At 51.2% G+C, this 15,069-nt stretch carries 10 protein-coding genes, 2 tRNA genes and 3 rRNA genes; 6 read left to right on the forward strand and 9 right to left on the reverse strand.

All coding sequences use genetic code 11. The annotated features are described in order from the left end of the window. Positions 1–49: 49 nt before the first annotated feature. The 5 genes from ABGB15_RS02310 to rrf (ABGB15_RS02330) all read left to right on the forward strand — a co-directional run bounded on the left by ABGB15_RS02310 (position 50) and on the right by rrf (ABGB15_RS02330) (position 3,680). Positions 50–125, forward strand: a tRNA-Glu gene (locus ABGB15_RS02310). Between the two features lie 221 nt (positions 126–346). Further along, positions 347–3,250: ribosomal RNA gene (locus tag ABGB15_RS02315) — 23S ribosomal RNA — on the forward strand. Between the two features lie 65 nt (positions 3,251–3,315). Next, positions 3,316–3,431: ribosomal RNA gene (gene rrf / locus ABGB15_RS02320) — 5S ribosomal RNA — on the forward strand. 14 nt (positions 3,432–3,445) lie between these two features. Continuing rightward, positions 3,446–3,521: transfer RNA gene (locus tag ABGB15_RS02325), tRNA-Thr, on the forward strand. Between the two features lie 43 nt (positions 3,522–3,564). Beyond that, positions 3,565–3,680: ribosomal RNA gene (gene rrf, locus ABGB15_RS02330) — 5S ribosomal RNA — on the forward strand. A 116-nt stretch (positions 3,681–3,796) separates the two neighbouring features. Here the strand turns inward: rrf (ABGB15_RS02330) and ABGB15_RS02335 are convergent. The 7 genes from ABGB15_RS02335 to ABGB15_RS02365 all read right to left on the reverse strand — a co-directional run bounded on the left by ABGB15_RS02335 (position 3,797) and on the right by ABGB15_RS02365 (position 13,165). After that, positions 3,797–4,555 (reverse strand): amino acid ABC transporter ATP-binding protein, encoded by a 759-nt coding sequence (locus tag ABGB15_RS02335; protein WP_215722414.1) that lies wholly within the window; start codon positions 4,553–4,555, stop codon positions 3,797–3,799. A 7-nt stretch (positions 4,556–4,562) separates the two neighbouring features. Beyond that, complete coding sequence (locus ABGB15_RS02340) at positions 4,563–5,666, reverse strand: amino acid ABC transporter permease (RefSeq protein ID WP_215722415.1); 1,104 nt, start codon at positions 5,664–5,666, stop codon at positions 4,563–4,565. 9 nt (positions 5,667–5,675) lie between these two features. Beyond that, positions 5,676–6,857 carry an amino acid ABC transporter permease gene (locus ABGB15_RS02345; protein ID WP_152082475.1) on the reverse strand — a complete coding sequence of 394 codons (1,182 nt, stop codon included), beginning with the start codon at positions 6,855–6,857 and terminating at the stop codon, positions 5,676–5,678. A gap of 67 nt (positions 6,858–6,924) precedes the next feature. Further along, positions 6,925–7,950, reverse strand: a complete 1,026-nt coding sequence (locus ABGB15_RS02350) for an amino acid ABC transporter substrate-binding protein (protein ID WP_152082474.1) — start codon at positions 7,948–7,950, stop codon at positions 6,925–6,927. A 478-nt stretch (positions 7,951–8,428) separates the two neighbouring features. Continuing rightward, on the reverse strand, positions 8,429–8,650 hold the full coding sequence (locus ABGB15_RS02355) for a lipoprotein (RefSeq protein WP_008502867.1): 222 nt from the start codon (positions 8,648–8,650) through the stop codon (positions 8,429–8,431). A gap of 250 nt (positions 8,651–8,900) precedes the next feature. Beyond that, complete coding sequence (locus tag ABGB15_RS02360; protein ID WP_152082473.1) at positions 8,901–12,014, reverse strand: efflux RND transporter permease subunit; 3,114 nt, start codon at positions 12,012–12,014, stop codon at positions 8,901–8,903. Between the two features lie 11 nt (positions 12,015–12,025). Beyond that, a complete protein-coding gene (locus ABGB15_RS02365) occupies positions 12,026–13,165 on the reverse strand; it encodes an efflux RND transporter periplasmic adaptor subunit (protein ID WP_152082472.1) in 1,140 nt (379 codons plus the stop codon). Between the two features lie 399 nt (positions 13,166–13,564). Between ABGB15_RS02365 and envR the strand changes: the two genes are divergently transcribed. Further along, entirely contained in the window at positions 13,565–14,212 is a 648-nt protein-coding gene (gene envR, locus ABGB15_RS02370) for an acrEF/envCD operon transcriptional regulator (protein ID WP_152082471.1), read from the forward strand. A 206-nt stretch (positions 14,213–14,418) separates the two neighbouring features. On the opposite strand, the gene ABGB15_RS02375 is transcribed toward envR, so the two are convergent. Together ABGB15_RS02375 and fis are read right to left on the reverse strand one after the other, a co-directional pair. Beyond that, positions 14,419–14,583, reverse strand: coding sequence for a DUF2556 family protein (locus ABGB15_RS02375; protein ID WP_063450987.1), 165 nt, complete (start codon positions 14,581–14,583; stop codon positions 14,419–14,421). Between the two features lie 177 nt (positions 14,584–14,760). Next, on the reverse strand, positions 14,761–15,057 hold the full coding sequence (fis, locus tag ABGB15_RS02380) for a DNA-binding transcriptional regulator Fis (protein ID WP_000462905.1): 297 nt from the start codon (positions 15,055–15,057) through the stop codon (positions 14,761–14,763). Positions 15,058–15,069 lie beyond the last annotated feature (12 nt).

Raw genomic sequence — 15,069 nt, forward strand, 5'->3', positions numbered from 1 at the left:
TTGTCTGATGAAAAGTAAACAGCAAGGCGTCTTGCGATTGAGACTGTACGTCCCCTTCGTCTAGAGGCCCAGGACACCGCCCTTTCACGGCGGTAACAGGGGTTCGAATCCCCTAGGGGACGCCAAGCGTTAACTGATGAGGTCAGACCTCCCAGGGGACGCCACTTGCTGGTTTGTGAGTGAAAGTCACCGACACCTGTATCTCAAAACTGACTTGCGAGTCATGTTTGAGATATTTGCTCTTTAAAAATCTGGATCAAGCTGAAAATTGAAACGACACACAGTTAATGTGTGTTCGAGTCTCTCAAATTTTCGCAATCAGAAGTGAAACATCTTCGGGTTGTGAGGTTAAGCGACCAAGCGTACACGGTGGATGCCCTGGCAGTCAGAGGCGATGAAGGACGTGCTAATCTGCGAAAAGCGCCGGCGAGGTGATATGAACCTTTGACCCGGCGATGTCCGAATGGGGAAACCCAGTGCAATCCGTTGCACTATCGTTAACTGAATACATAGGTTAACGAGGCGAACCGGGGGAACTGAAACATCTAAGTACCCCGAGGAAAAGAAATCAACCGAGATTCCCCCAGTAGCGGCGAGCGAACGGGGAGTAGCCCGGAGTCTGAATCAGCGTGTGTGTTAGTGGAACGGTCTGGAAAGTCCGACGGTACAGGGTGATAGTCCCGTACACGAAAGCACACATGCTGTGAACTCGAAGAGTAGGGCGGGACACGTGGTATCCTGTCTGAATATGGGGGGACCATCCTCCAAGGCTAAATACTCCTGACTGACCGATAGTGAACCAGTACCGTGAGGGAAAGGCGAAAAGAACCCCGGCGAGGGGAGTGAAAAAGAACCTGAAACCGTGTACGTACAAGCAGTGGGAGCCTCTTTATGGGGTGACTGCGTACCTTTTGTATAATGGGTCAGCGACTTATATTCTGTAGCAAGGTTAACCGAATAGGGGAGCCGCAGGGAAACCGAGTCTTAACTGGGCGTTAAGTTGCAGGGTATAGACCCGAAACCCGGTGATCTAGCCATGGGCAGGTTGAAGGTTGGGTAACACTAACTGGAGGACCGAACCGACTAATGTTGAAAAATTAGCGGATGACCTGTGGCTGGGGGTGAAAGGCCAATCAAACCGGGAGATAGCTGGTTCTCCCCGAAAGCTATTTAGGTAGCGCCTCGTGAACTCATCTCCGGGGGTAGAGCACTGTTTCGGCTAGGGGGCCATCCCGGCTTACCAACCCGATGCAAACTGCGAATACCGGAGAATGTTATCACGGGAGACACACGGCGGGTGCTAACGTCCGTCGTGAAGAGGGAAACAACCCAGACCGCCAGCTAAGGTCCCAAAGTCATGGTTAAGTGGGAAACGATGTGGGAAGGCACAGACAGCCAGGATGTTGGCTTAGAAGCAGCCATCATTTAAAGAAAGCGTAATAGCTCACTGGTCGAGTCGGCCTGCGCGGAAGATGTAACGGGGCTAAACCATGCACCGAAGCTGCGGCAGCGACACTATGTGTTGTTGGGTAGGGGAGCGTTCTGTAAGCCGTTGAAGGTGGCCTGTGAGGGTTGCTGGAGGTATCAGAAGTGCGAATGCTGACATAAGTAACGATAAAGCGGGTGAAAAGCCCGCTCGCCGGAAGACCAAGGGTTCCTGTCCAACGTTAATCGGGGCAGGGTGAGTCGACCCCTAAGGCGAGGCCGAAAGGCGTAGTCGATGGGAAACAGGTTAATATTCCTGTACTTGGTGTTACTGCGAAGGGGGGACGGAGAAGGCTATGTCGGCCGGGCGACGGTTGTCCCGGTTTAAGCATGTAGGCGGAGGTTCCAGGTAAATCCGGTACCTTTTAACGCTGAGGTGTGATGACGAGGCACTACGGTGCTGAAGTGACAAATGCCCTGCTTCCAGGAAAAGCCTCTAAGCATCAGGTAACATCAAATCGTACCCCAAACCGACACAGGTGGTCAGGTAGAGAATACCAAGGCGCTTGAGAGAACTCGGGTGAAGGAACTAGGCAAAATGGTGCCGTAACTTCGGGAGAAGGCACGCTGATATGTAGGTGAAGCCCCTGCGGGTGGAGCTGAAATCAGTCGAAGATACCAGCTGGCTGCAACTGTTTATTAAAAACACAGCACTGTGCAAACACGAAAGTGGACGTATACGGTGTGACGCCTGCCCGGTGCCGGAAGGTTAATTGATGGGGTCAGCCGTAAGGCGAAGCTCTTGATCGAAGCCCCGGTAAACGGCGGCCGTAACTATAACGGTCCTAAGGTAGCGAAATTCCTTGTCGGGTAAGTTCCGACCTGCACGAATGGCGTAATGATGGCCAGGCTGTCTCCACCCGAGACTCAGTGAAATTGAACTCGCTGTGAAGATGCAGTGTACCCGCGGCAAGACGGAAAGACCCCGTGAACCTTTACTATAGCTTGACACTGAACACTGGTCCTTGATGTGTAGGATAGGTGGGAGGCTTTGAAGCGTGGACGCCAGTCTGCGTGGAGCCAACCTTGAAATACCACCCTTTAATGGCTGGTGTTCTAACGTGGACCCGTGATCCGGGTTGCGGACAGTGTCTGGTGGGTAGTTTGACTGGGGCGGTCTCCTCCCAAAGAGTAACGGAGGAGCACGAAGGTCAGCTAATCCTGGTCGGACATCAGGAGGTTAGTGCAATGGCATAAGCTGGCTTGACTGCGAGCGTGACGGCGCGAGCAGGTGCGAAAGCAGGTCATAGTGATCCGGTGGTTCTGAATGGAAGGGCCATCGCTCAACGGATAAAAGGTACTCCGGGGATAACAGGCTGATACCGCCCAAGAGTTCATATCGACGGCGGTGTTTGGCACCTCGATGTCGGCTCATCACATCCTGGGGCTGAAGTAGGTCCCAAGGGTATGGCTGTTCGCCATTTAAAGTGGTACGCGAGCTGGGTTTAGAACGTCGTGAGACAGTTCGGTCCCTATCTGCCGTGGGCGCTGGAGAACTGAGGGGGGCTGCTCCTAGTACGAGAGGACCGGAGTGGACGCATCACTGGTGTTCGGGTTGTCATGCCAATGGCACTGCCCGGTAGCTAAATGCGGAAGAGATAAGTGCTGAAAGCATCTAAGCACGAAACTTGCCCCGAGATGAGTTCTCCCTGACTCCTTGAGAGTCCTGAAGGAACGTTGAAGACGACGACGTTGATAGGTCGGGTGTGTAAGCGCAGCGATGCGTTGAGCTAACCGATACTAATGAACCGTGAGGCTTAACCTTACAACGCCGAAGATGTTTTGGCGAAGAGACACGATTTTCAGCCTGATACAGATTAACAGAATTTGCCTGGCGGCTGTAGCGCGGTGGTCCCACCTGACCCCATGCCGAACTCAGAAGTGAAACGCCGTAGCGCCGATGGTAGTGTGGGGTTTCCCCATGCGAGAGTAGGGAACTGCCAGGCATCAAATTTAGTGTGCTGATATGGCTCAGTTGGTAGAGCGCACCCTTGGTAAGGGTGAGGTCCCCAGTTCGACTCTGGGTATCAGCACCACTTTATACTTAGGTTAAAGTTCGGCAAGAAGTAAAAGAATTTGTCTGGCGGCTTTAGCGCGGTGGTCCCACCTGACCCCATGCCGAACTCAGAAGTGAAACGCCGTAGCGCCGATGGTAGTGTGGGGTCTCCCCATGTGAGAGTAGGGAACTGCCAGACATCAAACACGTGAAAAGGCCATCCGAAAGGGTGGCCTTTTTGCGTTTCTACGCCGCACAAGCTGCATAAACGGTAGGCCGGGTAAGGCGAAGCCCTCACCCGGCAAGAGCAAACGACTAATGGATCACCTGCGATAAAAAGGCCCGCGTACGTTCTGACTTCGGATGCGCAAAGAACTCATCCGGTGGTGCCTGTTCGACAATTTCTCCGCGATCCATAAATATCACCCGGTCAGCTACCGTTCTGGCAAACCCCATCTCATGTGTCACGCACAGCATTGTCATCCCGGATTGTGCCAACCCAATCATCGTATCCAGCACCTCTTTTACCATTTCCGGGTCCAGCGCTGATGTCGGCTCATCAAAAAGCATAATTTTAGGTTTCATGCACAGTGAACGGGCAATAGCCACACGTTGCTGTTGCCCGCCAGAGATCTGGCCAGGGAATTTGTTCGCATGTTCAGCAATGCGCACACGTTCCAGGTAGTGCATAGCCAGCGCCTCGGCCTCTTTTTTCGGCATCTTTTGTACCCAAATGGGGGCCAGCGTGCAGTTCTGCAAAACGGTCAGATGTGGGAAAAGATTAAAGTGTTGAAACACCATTCCCACTTCCTGACGTACGCGCTCGATATTGCGGACATCTTCATTCAGTTCAATACCATCAACGACAATCCTTCCCTGTTGATGCTCCTCAAGGTGGTTAATACAGCGAATGGTCGTTGATTTTCCTGAACCTGAAGGGCCACAAAGCACGATTCGTTCGCCCTGCTTAACCCTGAGGTTGATGTCCTTCAGAACGTGAAACTGTCCATACCATTTATTAACGTTTTCCAGCGTAATCATCGCGTCGGCAGGTGTCATACTAATCTGGCTCATAATTTCCTCAGTGCGGTGTACGCCCGGTGTTAAAGCGCTTCTCCAGGTGCTGGCTATAGCGCGACATACTAAAACAGAAGATCCAATAGATCAGAGCAGCGAAGACATATCCCTCGGTGGACATACCCAGCCAGACAGGGTCAACGGTAGCCTGCTGCACGCTACTGAAGAGATCGAATAATCCGATGATGATCACCAGACTGGTATCTTTGAAGAGTGCGATGATCGTGTTGACCAGCCCAGGGATAACCAGCTTAAGTGCCTGCGGAAGTATTACCAGCCCCTGTGTTTTCCAGTAACCGAGCGCCAGTGATTCCGCAGCTTCGTACTGACCTTTGGGTAATGCCTGCAGGCCACCGCGCACCACCTCAGCAACATAGGCTGACTGGAACAAAATCACGCCGACCAGGGCGCGGATCAGTTTGTCTATCGTTGTGCCTTCTGCCATAAACAGCGGCAGCATGACCGAAGACATAAACAGAACGGTAATAAGCGGCACACCGCGCCAGAACTCAATGAAAATAACGGAAAGCACACGGACGATGGGCATTTTTGAACGTCGCCCAAGTGCGAGTAAAATTCCCCATGGCAATGCACCAGCTATCCCGACTGAAGCAATAATTAACGTCAGCGTCAGACCGCCCCATTGACGGGTTTCGACACGCTCCAGCCCCAGAAAACCGCCATACAACAGCACCCATACAGTAATGGGATAAGCAATCGCCCAGCAGGCAATGTAACGTCCCCGATGAGGCAGCTTTTTCCAGAACATCACGGCGATAGAGATCAGGCCAATAATCAGTGCCAGATTAATCCGCCAGCGCTGTTCGTGCGGATACAGGCCATACATGAACTGACCAAAACGCTCGTGAATAAACACCCAGCATGCGCCCGCTTTCGTGCAGTCGGCACGCGTGGAACCCACCCAGTTCGCCTGCAAGAAAGCCCAGTTCAGTAGCGGTGGGATCAGTTCCCACATGAGCCACAGACAGACAATCGTCAGCAGGCTATTACTCCAGCTGGAGAACAGGTTCTTGCGTGCCCATGTTATGTAGCGCCCGCCTGGCGAACGGGTGGGACGCGCAGAGTGAGACAATATCGCTTTTGTCATCATGGCTCCTTAACGCTCAACCAGTGCGATGCGACGGTTATAAAGGTTCATCAACAGCGAGATCGCCAGACTGATAATCAGATAGACAGACATTGTGATAGCAATAGTTTCAATGGCTTGCCCGGTCTGATTAAGCACGGTTCCGGCAAACAGGGACACCATATCGGGATAGCCAATCGCGGCGGCCAGCGATGAGTTTTTTACAATGTTAAGGTACTGGCTGGTCAGTGGTGGAATGATGACCCGTAGCGCCTGGGGAATAATGACCTGACGAAGCGTTACCGTATTCGGCAACCCCAGTGAGCGTGCTGCCTCGTGCTGCCCGTAAGGCACTGCCTGAATACCCGCACGGATAATCTCAGCAATAAAGGCAGAGGTATAAATAGACAGCGCCAGCGTCAGAGCCGCCAGCTCAGGGATTAACACCATTCCCCCCTGGAAATTAAAACCACGCAGATGCGGAATATCCCAGTGCAACGCGGCACCAGATAACCCGTGAGCGATTAACGGCAGACCGATAATAAGCACTGCCGCGAGTGGCCATGTCTTACGAAGCTGGCCGGTTTTAATCTGATGTTTGCGGTTATAACGGAACAACCCCACTGAAACCGCAAGTGCGATGATAATGGCGACAACAAAGCCGTACAGCCCCTCGGCTACCTGCGGAGAAGGGATGTATAACCCGCGGTTGCTCAGGAAAAAAAGATCGAAAGCATCCACAGCCTGGCGTGGGCCAGGAAGGTTGCGCAGGACGGCGAAATACCAGAAAAAGATCTGCAGCAGCGGTGGGATATTACGAAACGTCTCGATGTATATGGTCGACAGTTTCCGCAGTAGCCAGTTTTCGGAAAGGCGGGCCAGACCAATAAAGAATCCGAGTACGGAGGCGAACACAATACAGAGCGCTGAGACCAGCAACGTATTCAGCAGACCCACGATGAAGACGCGTCCGTACGTATCGCCTTCCTGATAATCAATAAGATGCTGAACAATACCAAAACCTGCGCTGCGATCGAGGAAAGCAAAACCGGAGGTGATGCCTCGATTGTTCAGGTTGGTAACGGTGTTATGGATTAAATAAACGGCGACAACCACAACCGCGATGATAGCAATAGCCTGGAATAGCCACGCGCGGACCGCGGGATGAGAAAAGGATAGCGATCCTTTTACGGCTGAGCGGCGATGGGACATAAAGAAACCTCGGTAACCGTGACTCTGAATTGGGCACTGCAAGCGCAGTGCCCGTTACAGCAGATACTTAACGTACAGGCGGCGCGTACTGAATACCGCCGTTATTCCAGAGATTGTTCTGGCCACGTTTGATCTTCAACGGGCTTTCCGAGCCGACGTTGCGCTCGAAGATCTCTGCGTAGTTACCGACCTGTTTAACGATGTTGTAGGCCCATTTGTTGTCAAGTTTAAGATCTTTACCGAAATCACCCTCTTTGCCCAGCAAATGTGCCATATCCGGGGTAGACGGGTTCGCCGCTTTCTCATCAACGTTTTTCGAGTTAATCCCCATTTCTTCAGCATTCAGCATGGCAAACAGGGTCCAGCGCACAATGGAGAACCAGTCTTCATCGCCACGGCGGACGACTGGTCCGAGAGGTTCTTTTGAGATCACTTCAGGCAGGACGATCCACTCCGCCGGGTTGCTCAGCTTAATACGCAGCGCGTACAGCTGTGACTGGTCCGAGGCCAGCGTATCGCAGCGGCCGGACTCCAGCGCTTTGGCAGATTCATCTGAACGATCGAACGTGACGGGGGTGTACTTCATGTTATTCGCTTTGAAGTAATCTGCGACGTTGAGTTCAGTATCCGTACCGGCCTGAATACAAACGGTCGCCCCATCCAGTTCTTTGGCGCTTTTCAGGCCCGCTTTGTTGTGGGTCAGGAAACCGATACCGTCGTAATAGGTGACGCCAGTAAAGGACATCCCCATGCCTGCATCACGAGAGGAGGTCCAGGTCGTATTACGGGAGAGCATATCCACTTCGCCGGACTGCAGCGCAGTGAAGCGTTCTTTTGCCGTCAGCGGCGTGTATTTCACTTTGCTGTCATCGCCGAAAACCGCTGCCGCGACGCCGCGACAGACATCAACATCAATACCGGTAAATTTGCCGTTAGCGTCGGCATAAGAGAAGCCAGGTAACCCGTCACTGATACCACATTGTACGAAACCTTTCTTTTTAACAGCATCCAGTGTCGTACCCGCATGGGCCTGGCTGGCTACAGCAAACAGCACGCCCGCGGCGGCCAGGCTGGCTATCATCATCTTTTTCATAATGCATCCTGTGTGGCGAAATTTATCGTTATAAAGGCGTTTTAAAACGCTTTGACCTGTCTGTGGCATTGGCCAACGTTTATAAAGCAAACGTAATGCCAGGTTTTGTGCTCAGTGAAATAAGGCATCAATGAGCGCATCATGCTGAGTGTAGACAGGGTTATATAAATCGAGCGCCCCGAAATGGTGCAAATTTCCAACCTGCGCCACAAATCAGAGCAAAAGTTTGATTAACGGTGGGTTTAAACAATGGATAGTTTCTGGCGTGAATATTGGCAGGATCTTTAATGTAATTAATATGTGAAAATCATCACGATAAAATATGAAAATTGAATAGAGAAACAAAAAGGATGTGATTGTAATTTGCTTTAAATTAAAACTGGTGAAGACAGAAGGGCGATTTTTTTACTTACCAGGAAATACCTGCACTAATTAAAAGCAAAAGCGCGGACAATGCCGCGCTTTCAAATGAGTGAGTTTATTTGGTCAAGGCGACGATACCTAGCGTCAAACCGGCCACTGCCGCAGCACCACCGGCAATCGCGCCTGCAGTTTCCCAGTTATCCTGAGTTGTGCCTTTCATACAGGTATTGGTATGAACCAGTCGGCCTTGATCGTCGTATACCGGTACACAGGGGGAGTCGTGCGCGCAGCCAGCGAGTAGCGCAGCGAGAAGTGCAACGGAAATGAATCTTTTCATGATGTTACCTCAGTGTTTTCTCACATTCGCTATACAGTCAGGAGGACCATTAACGAATTGATGATTATTTTACCACCGTGGTACGCCTCCCTATCACGGGGAATAATCTCAAATTATGTGAATTGTAAAAATCATGGAGAAAAGCCGCTTCGCGAATGAATTAATGGAGAAAATATGGAGCTGAGGGACATTTTATTTCCACTGTTTCTTATAAATAAAAAAGGCACCAGCGGTGCCTTTCAGGTATGAGTTAATCTTTATGACGCGTAAATCGTCGACGGACAACCACAAAGAAAACAGGTACAAAGAAGATGGCCAGCAGAGTTGCGGACAGCATTCCCCCCATTACACCCGTCCCGACGGCGTTTTGTGCGCCACTACCGGCACCGCTGCTAATCACCAGTGGCATAACGCCAAGAATAAAGGCCAGTGAAGTCATCAGGATAGGGCGAAGACGCATCCGCGAAGCCTCCAGCGTGGCTTCAATAATTCCTTTGCCCTCTTTATCCATCAGATCCTTTGCAAATTCAACAATCAGAATGGCGTTTTTAGCAGACAAACCAATCGTCGTGAGCAGACCTACCTGGAAATAGACATCATTGTTCAGTCCGCGCATTGATGCTGCGAGCAGCGCACCAATCACCCCCAGCGGCACAACCAGCATTACGGAGAACGGGATAGACCAGCTTTCATACAGGGCCGCCAGACATAAGAACACGACAATCAGCGAAATGGCATATAGCGCAGGTGCCTGGTTACCGGAAAGTCGCTCCTGGTAAGACATCCCCGTCCAGTCATAACCGATGCCAGAAGGCAGTTTTGCTGCGAGGCTTTCCATCATGACCATGGCCTCACCGGTACTTTTACCGGGTGCGGACTCACCGAGGATTTCCATGGAAGGCATCCCGTTGTAGCGCTCCAGACGCGGTGAACCATATACCCAATGAGAGTTGCTAAAGGCTGAGAAGGGCACCATTTCACCGTTAGCGCTGCGTACATAAAGGCTATTAATATCCGTTGGCAGCATGCGGAAGCGAGCGTCGGCCTGTACGTAGACTTTTTTCACCCGGCCATGGTCGATAAAATCGTTTACGTAGGTGCCACCTAAGGCCGTTGAAATCGTCTGGTTTACATCAGAGAGGCTAATGCCCAGGGCTTGCGCTTTCTCCTGGTCGACATCCAGCTTGAACTGCGGGGTATCTTCCAGTCCGTTAGGACGCACACGTACCAGCAGGTCAGGGTGCTCTTTTACCATGCCGAGGAGTTGATTACGCGCTTGCGTCAGCTGTGCATGTCCGAGGTTTGCCTGATCAATCAATTCAAAGTCGAAACCTGTTGCGGTGCCCAGTTCAATGATAGCAGGCAGGTTGAACGGGAAGACAAGGCCATCTTTGATCTGGCTGAAGGCTTTTGTCGCGCGGCTAACAATCGCCCCAACGCCATTTTCCTCACCCGGACGTTCTTCCCAGGGCTTCAGGCTCACGAATGCGATGCCGGAGTTTTGACCCTGTCCGCTAAAGCTAAACCCGTTAACGGTAAAGACTGATTCAACGTTCGCCTTCTCTTTTGTCAGGTAGTAATCCTGAACCTGGTCTAGCACCTGCTGGGTACGCATCTGAGTTGCACCGGCAGGTAGCTGGACCATGGTCATAAACACGCCCTGATCCTCTTCCGGCAGGAAGGAGGTCGGCAAGCGCAGGAACAACACTGCCATGCCGCCAACAATGATCACATAAACCAGCAGATAACGTCCGGTCTTGCGTAAAATGCCGCTTACACTATTGCTGTAATGCTCCACGCTCTTGTCAAAAAGCGCGTTAAACCAGCCAAAGAACCCACCTTTTTTTTCGTGATGTTCATCGGAAACAGGTTTGAGCAATGTTGCGCACAGCGCGGGGGTTAAAATCAGTGCGACCAGCACGGATAGCGCCATTGCAGAGACGATGGTCAGCGAGAACTGACGATAGATCGCCCCCGTCGAACCACCAAAAAAGGCCATCGGAACAAAGACCGCCGACAGCACCATAGCAATGCCTACCAGTGCGCCCTGGATCTGTTCCATCGACTTCTGTGTCGCCTCTTTTGGCGGCAATTTGTCCTCTACCATGACGCGTTCGACGTTCTCGACGACCACGATGGCATCATCTACCAGCAGACCTATCGCCAGCACCATCCCAAACATCGTCAGGGTATTGATGGAGAAACCAAACGCCGCCAGTACGGCGAAAGTCCCCAGCAGGACGACGGGAACAGCGATTGTGGGGATGAGTGTTGCCCGCAGGTTTTGCAGGAACAGGTACATCACCAGGAATACGAGGATGATCGCTTCAAACAGTGTTTTCACCACTTCGTGAATCGAGATCTTAACGAACGGCGTGGTGTCGTACGGGTAGACAACTTTCAGCCCCTGAGGGAAGAATGGCTGCAGTTGCGCCAGCTTGCTCTTGATGGCCGCAGCGGTGTCCAGTGCGTTAGCACCGGTTGCCAGCTTGATCCCAAGACCGGTCGCTGCCTGGCCGTTGATTTTGGTGACCATGTTGTAGTTTTCGCCACCCAGCTCAATACGGGCCACATCTTTAAGATGAACCATAGAGCCATCCTGGTTGACCTTCAGTGTGACGCGACCGAACTCTTCAGGTGATTTCAGGCGAGTTTGCGCAATGATGGACGCGTTAAGCTGCTGCCCAGGTATGGAAGGTGTCCCGCCCAACTGGCCTGCCGCAATCTGGTCGTTCTGCGTTTTCAACTGGTTGATTACATCCAGCGGTGTAAGCTGGTATTTATTCATTGCGTTGCTGTCCAGCCAGATACGCATTGCGTACTGAGCACCAAACAGCTGCACATCACCTACTCCAGAAGTACGGCTAATCGCATCTTTAACATTCGAAGCAACATAGTCAGAGATATCATCCTGGGTGAGGTTTTTGTTATCTGAGACAAAACCTGCAACCAGCAGGAAGCTGCTGCTGGATTTCTCAACGCCGATACCCTGCTGCTGTACTTCCTGCGGCAGTAGTGGCATTGCCAGCTGAAGTTTGTTCTGGACCTGAACCTGAGCGATATCAGGGTCAGTACCCGACTCGAAGGTCAGGGTAATAGTCACGTTCCCGGCAGAATCGCTGGTGGACGACATGTACATCAGGTTATCGATGCCGTTCATGTTCTGCTCGATAACCTGCGTGACAGTATCCTGAACCGTCTGCGCATCTGCGCCAGGGTAGGTCGCCGTTACGGCAACCGCAGGCGGTGCAATAGTCGGATATTGTGCAACGGGCAGTTTTAAAATAGCCAGCCCGCCCGCAATCATCAGAATGATGGCGAGAACCCAGGCGAAAACAGGCCGTTGAATAAAGAAGTTAGCCATGCTGTCGTCCCTTAACTGGCTGGTTTGGCGGCGGTTTCAGGCGTTGCCACGACGGTGACACCTGGGCGGACTTTTTGTAAGCCGCTGACAATGACACGATCGCCATTTTTCAGCCCTTCCGTGACCAGCCAGCGATCGCCAATAGCCTGTGGCGCAACAATTGTGCGTGATTCAACCTGGTTTTTATCGTTCACAACCAGTACGGTTGCTTCTCCACGCGGTGTACGGGTTACGCCCTGCTGAGGGACCAGAATGGCGTCCGGCTGCGTACCTTCATCTATGCGGGCACGCACAAACATGCCCGGCAGAAGCATATGTTGAGGGTTAGGGAAGATGGCGCGCAGCGTGATTGAGCCGGTGCTTTCGTCGACCGTTACATCGGAGAACTGCAGCGTGCCTTTCAGCGGGTAGGGCTGGCCATTTTCCATGACCAACTCGACGGTGCTGGTGCTGTCACCTTTTTGCAGACTCGTCTGTTTCAGACGCATAAAGTCGCTGCTGGATTGTGTGACATCAACATAGATTGGATCGAGCTGCTGTACGGTCGCCAGCGCGGTAGATTGCCCGTTCGTGACCAGTGCCCCCTCTGTGACGCTGGACTTGCCGATGCGCCCGTCAATTGGCGAAGTGACTTTGGTGTAAGCAAGATTAATACGCGCGCTTTCAACGCCAGCCTGTGCGGCAACGACGCTGGCATCAGCCTGCTGCGCAGTTGCGACCGCCTGATCGTACTCCTGCTTGCTGACATATTGTGTGCCAACCAGCGGGACATAACGTTTCACCGTCAAATGGGCGATATTTGCCGCGGCTTGCGCTTTTGCCAGCTCGCCTTTCGCGCTGTCATAGGCGGCCTGATAGGTTGCAGGATCAATTTGGTAGAGAGAGTCACCCGCTTTCACATCGCTACCTTCCGCGAAATTGCGACGCAGAATGATACCGCTCACCTGAGGACGAACCTCCGCAACGCGAAAAGCGTCTGTTCTGCCCGGCAGCTCAGTCGTCACAGCCAATGGTGCGCTTTTAACAAGGTAAACGCTGACCTGAGGGGCTTGTGCATGCTGTTGCGTGTTTTCCTGCCCATCGCACCCGGCGAGTAGCGCAGCGCAGACAATAAAACCGGATAAGGGTAAGAGTCTGAAATGATTCGTCATTACTATTCCTTTAACTATCCATTAACCGATATTTACCGTGAATCGGTGAGAGGGTTAGGGGCAAAAAGTAAAAATGTAGCTGCGTATAGTAATGAGAGTATTTAATGTTTTTTAATTTATAAGTGCGGAGATAAGCCTGCTGACACAAAAATCAGAATCTGACCCAGTGCATTAAAGGATAAACTTCTGACAAGATAATCAGGTAAAAGCAATTTTATTAGCGCCATTCATATGTTCTGTGAATTTAATTGCATTGATATATTTGTTGTAATTATAAATTAAGAAGATTGACTTTTTTTGTGCAAAATTAAAAGTGATTTTAATGAATACTTTCATTGAAACCATCCGTTTTGTGTTTTCTTATAATGCAATAACCTTGTGAGCAACGAGTCGCAACCTATGGCGCGTAAGAAGAAAGAAGAGGCCCAAAAGACCCGACAGCAGCTGATCGAAGCAGCCATCGGGCAGTTTGCTACGCGCGGTGTGACTAACACGACGCTAACAGATATCGCCGATGCTGCGCATGTGACTCGCGGGGCGGTCTACTGGCACTTTTCCAGTAAATCAGAAATATTTAATGCCATCTGGGAACAGCAGTTACCGTTGCGTGAAATTATTCACGACCGGCTGTTACAGTCACAAAACGATGATCCTTTATTATTCCTTCGTGAGCAGTTTATCACTGCGTTGCAGTATATTGCGCATGAACCGCGTCAATGTGCGCTTTTGCAAATTCTGTATCATAAGTGTGAATTTAATGACGATATGATTTCAGAATGTGAAATTCGCAAGCGCATCGGATTTAACTATGAACATCTTCGAACAACGCTGGAACTCTGTATTGCGAGAAACATCATCTCGCCACAGGTTAATATTGATCTGGCACTGATTGTCTTTCATGGTTTCTTTAGCGGAATAATTAAAAACTGGTTAATGAATAGCGACAGTTTCAATCTTTACCAGCAGGCTCCGGCACTGGTCGACAATATACTGGCGACACTGCATATTACGCGCATACCGCCGGTGGTGTACGACGCCGCTTCATGAAGGCATCCGGGGCAGTAACAACTTCCCATGCAGACAGCGTTCCTCGACGGCTTGTACCGTCACGTACTTACCCAGCAAATAACCCTGCAGTGTATTAATCACCATCGAAATTGCCCCACGTCCGCCGCCAGCCAGATGCAGGCAGAGACACCCTGGCTCCCGGCGACGCTCAGTTAAGCAAACACGGTGGATGCGACGTTGGGCGGTTAATCAAGCTCTGAGCAATTCACTAATTTCAGCGGGTTCACGGAATTCATATTGCGACACTTATCGGTTTCGGTGCTCATGAGTTCAATCCACTGCATTAGCAGCGCATCGAACAGGAAAACAGAGACAGCAAAGACAACCAGCCACCAGTATTTACGAATCATGTGTCATTCCGGGAGAAGAGAACCTTCAGGTGGTGGAAATATACACGAAATGCAGCGGTTTAAAAGTGGGAAAAGAGAAGGTTTACAAAGCGTTGACGGTGGATAATGAGCGCGATAAAAAAGGCGCTTCCCCATGCCGAGTAGCGCCTTTTTAAACAAGCAATTTGCTGATGAGTATCAGTTCATGCCGTATTTTTTCAGTTTCTTACGCAGAGTACCACGGTTGATACCCATCATCAGGGCAGCGCGGGTTTGGTTACCGCGGGTGTATTGCATCACCATGTCCAACAGTGGCTGTTCAACTTCAGCCAGTACCAACTCATACAGGTCATTAACATCCTGACCATTCAGTTGAGCAAAATAGTTCTTCAGTGCCTGTTTAACCGAGTCACGCAGGGGTTTTTGAGTTACCTGATCCTGAGAGTTAACGGTAGAAACGGTCAGTACGTCAGAATTTACGCGTTGTTCGAACATAGTTCTGTCAGC

This window comes from Enterobacter sp. MALB-1 (assembly GCF_041021625.1).
GTDB classification, from domain to species: domain Bacteria; phylum Pseudomonadota; class Gammaproteobacteria; order Enterobacterales; family Enterobacteriaceae; genus Enterobacter; species Enterobacter oligotrophicus.

Coding starts and splice junctions, on each gene's coding strand:
- ABGB15_RS02335 (WP_215722414.1), bottom strand. CDS start 4,555: ATGAGCCAGATTAGTATGACACCTGCCGACGCGATGATTACGCTGGAA.
- ABGB15_RS02340 (WP_215722415.1), bottom strand. CDS start 5,666: ATGACAAAAGCGATATTGTCTCACTCTGCGCGTCCCACCCGTTCGCCA.
- ABGB15_RS02345 (WP_152082475.1), bottom strand. CDS start 6,857: ATGTCCCATCGCCGCTCAGCCGTAAAAGGATCGCTATCCTTTTCTCAT.
- ABGB15_RS02350 (WP_152082474.1), bottom strand. CDS start 7,950: ATGAAAAAGATGATGATAGCCAGCCTGGCCGCCGCGGGCGTGCTGTTT.
- ABGB15_RS02355 (WP_008502867.1), bottom strand. CDS start 8,650: ATGAAAAGATTCATTTCCGTTGCACTTCTCGCTGCGCTACTCGCTGGC.
- ABGB15_RS02360 (WP_152082473.1), bottom strand. CDS start 12,014: ATGGCTAACTTCTTTATTCAACGGCCTGTTTTCGCCTGGGTTCTCGCC.
- ABGB15_RS02365 (WP_152082472.1), bottom strand. CDS start 13,165: ATGACGAATCATTTCAGACTCTTACCCTTATCCGGTTTTATTGTCTGC.
- envR (WP_152082471.1), top strand. CDS start 13,565: ATGGCGCGTAAGAAGAAAGAAGAGGCCCAAAAGACCCGACAGCAGCTG.
- ABGB15_RS02375 (WP_063450987.1), bottom strand. CDS start 14,583: ATGATTCGTAAATACTGGTGGCTGGTTGTCTTTGCTGTCTCTGTTTTC.
- fis (WP_000462905.1), bottom strand. CDS start 15,057: ATGTTCGAACAACGCGTAAATTCTGACGTACTGACCGTTTCTACCGTT.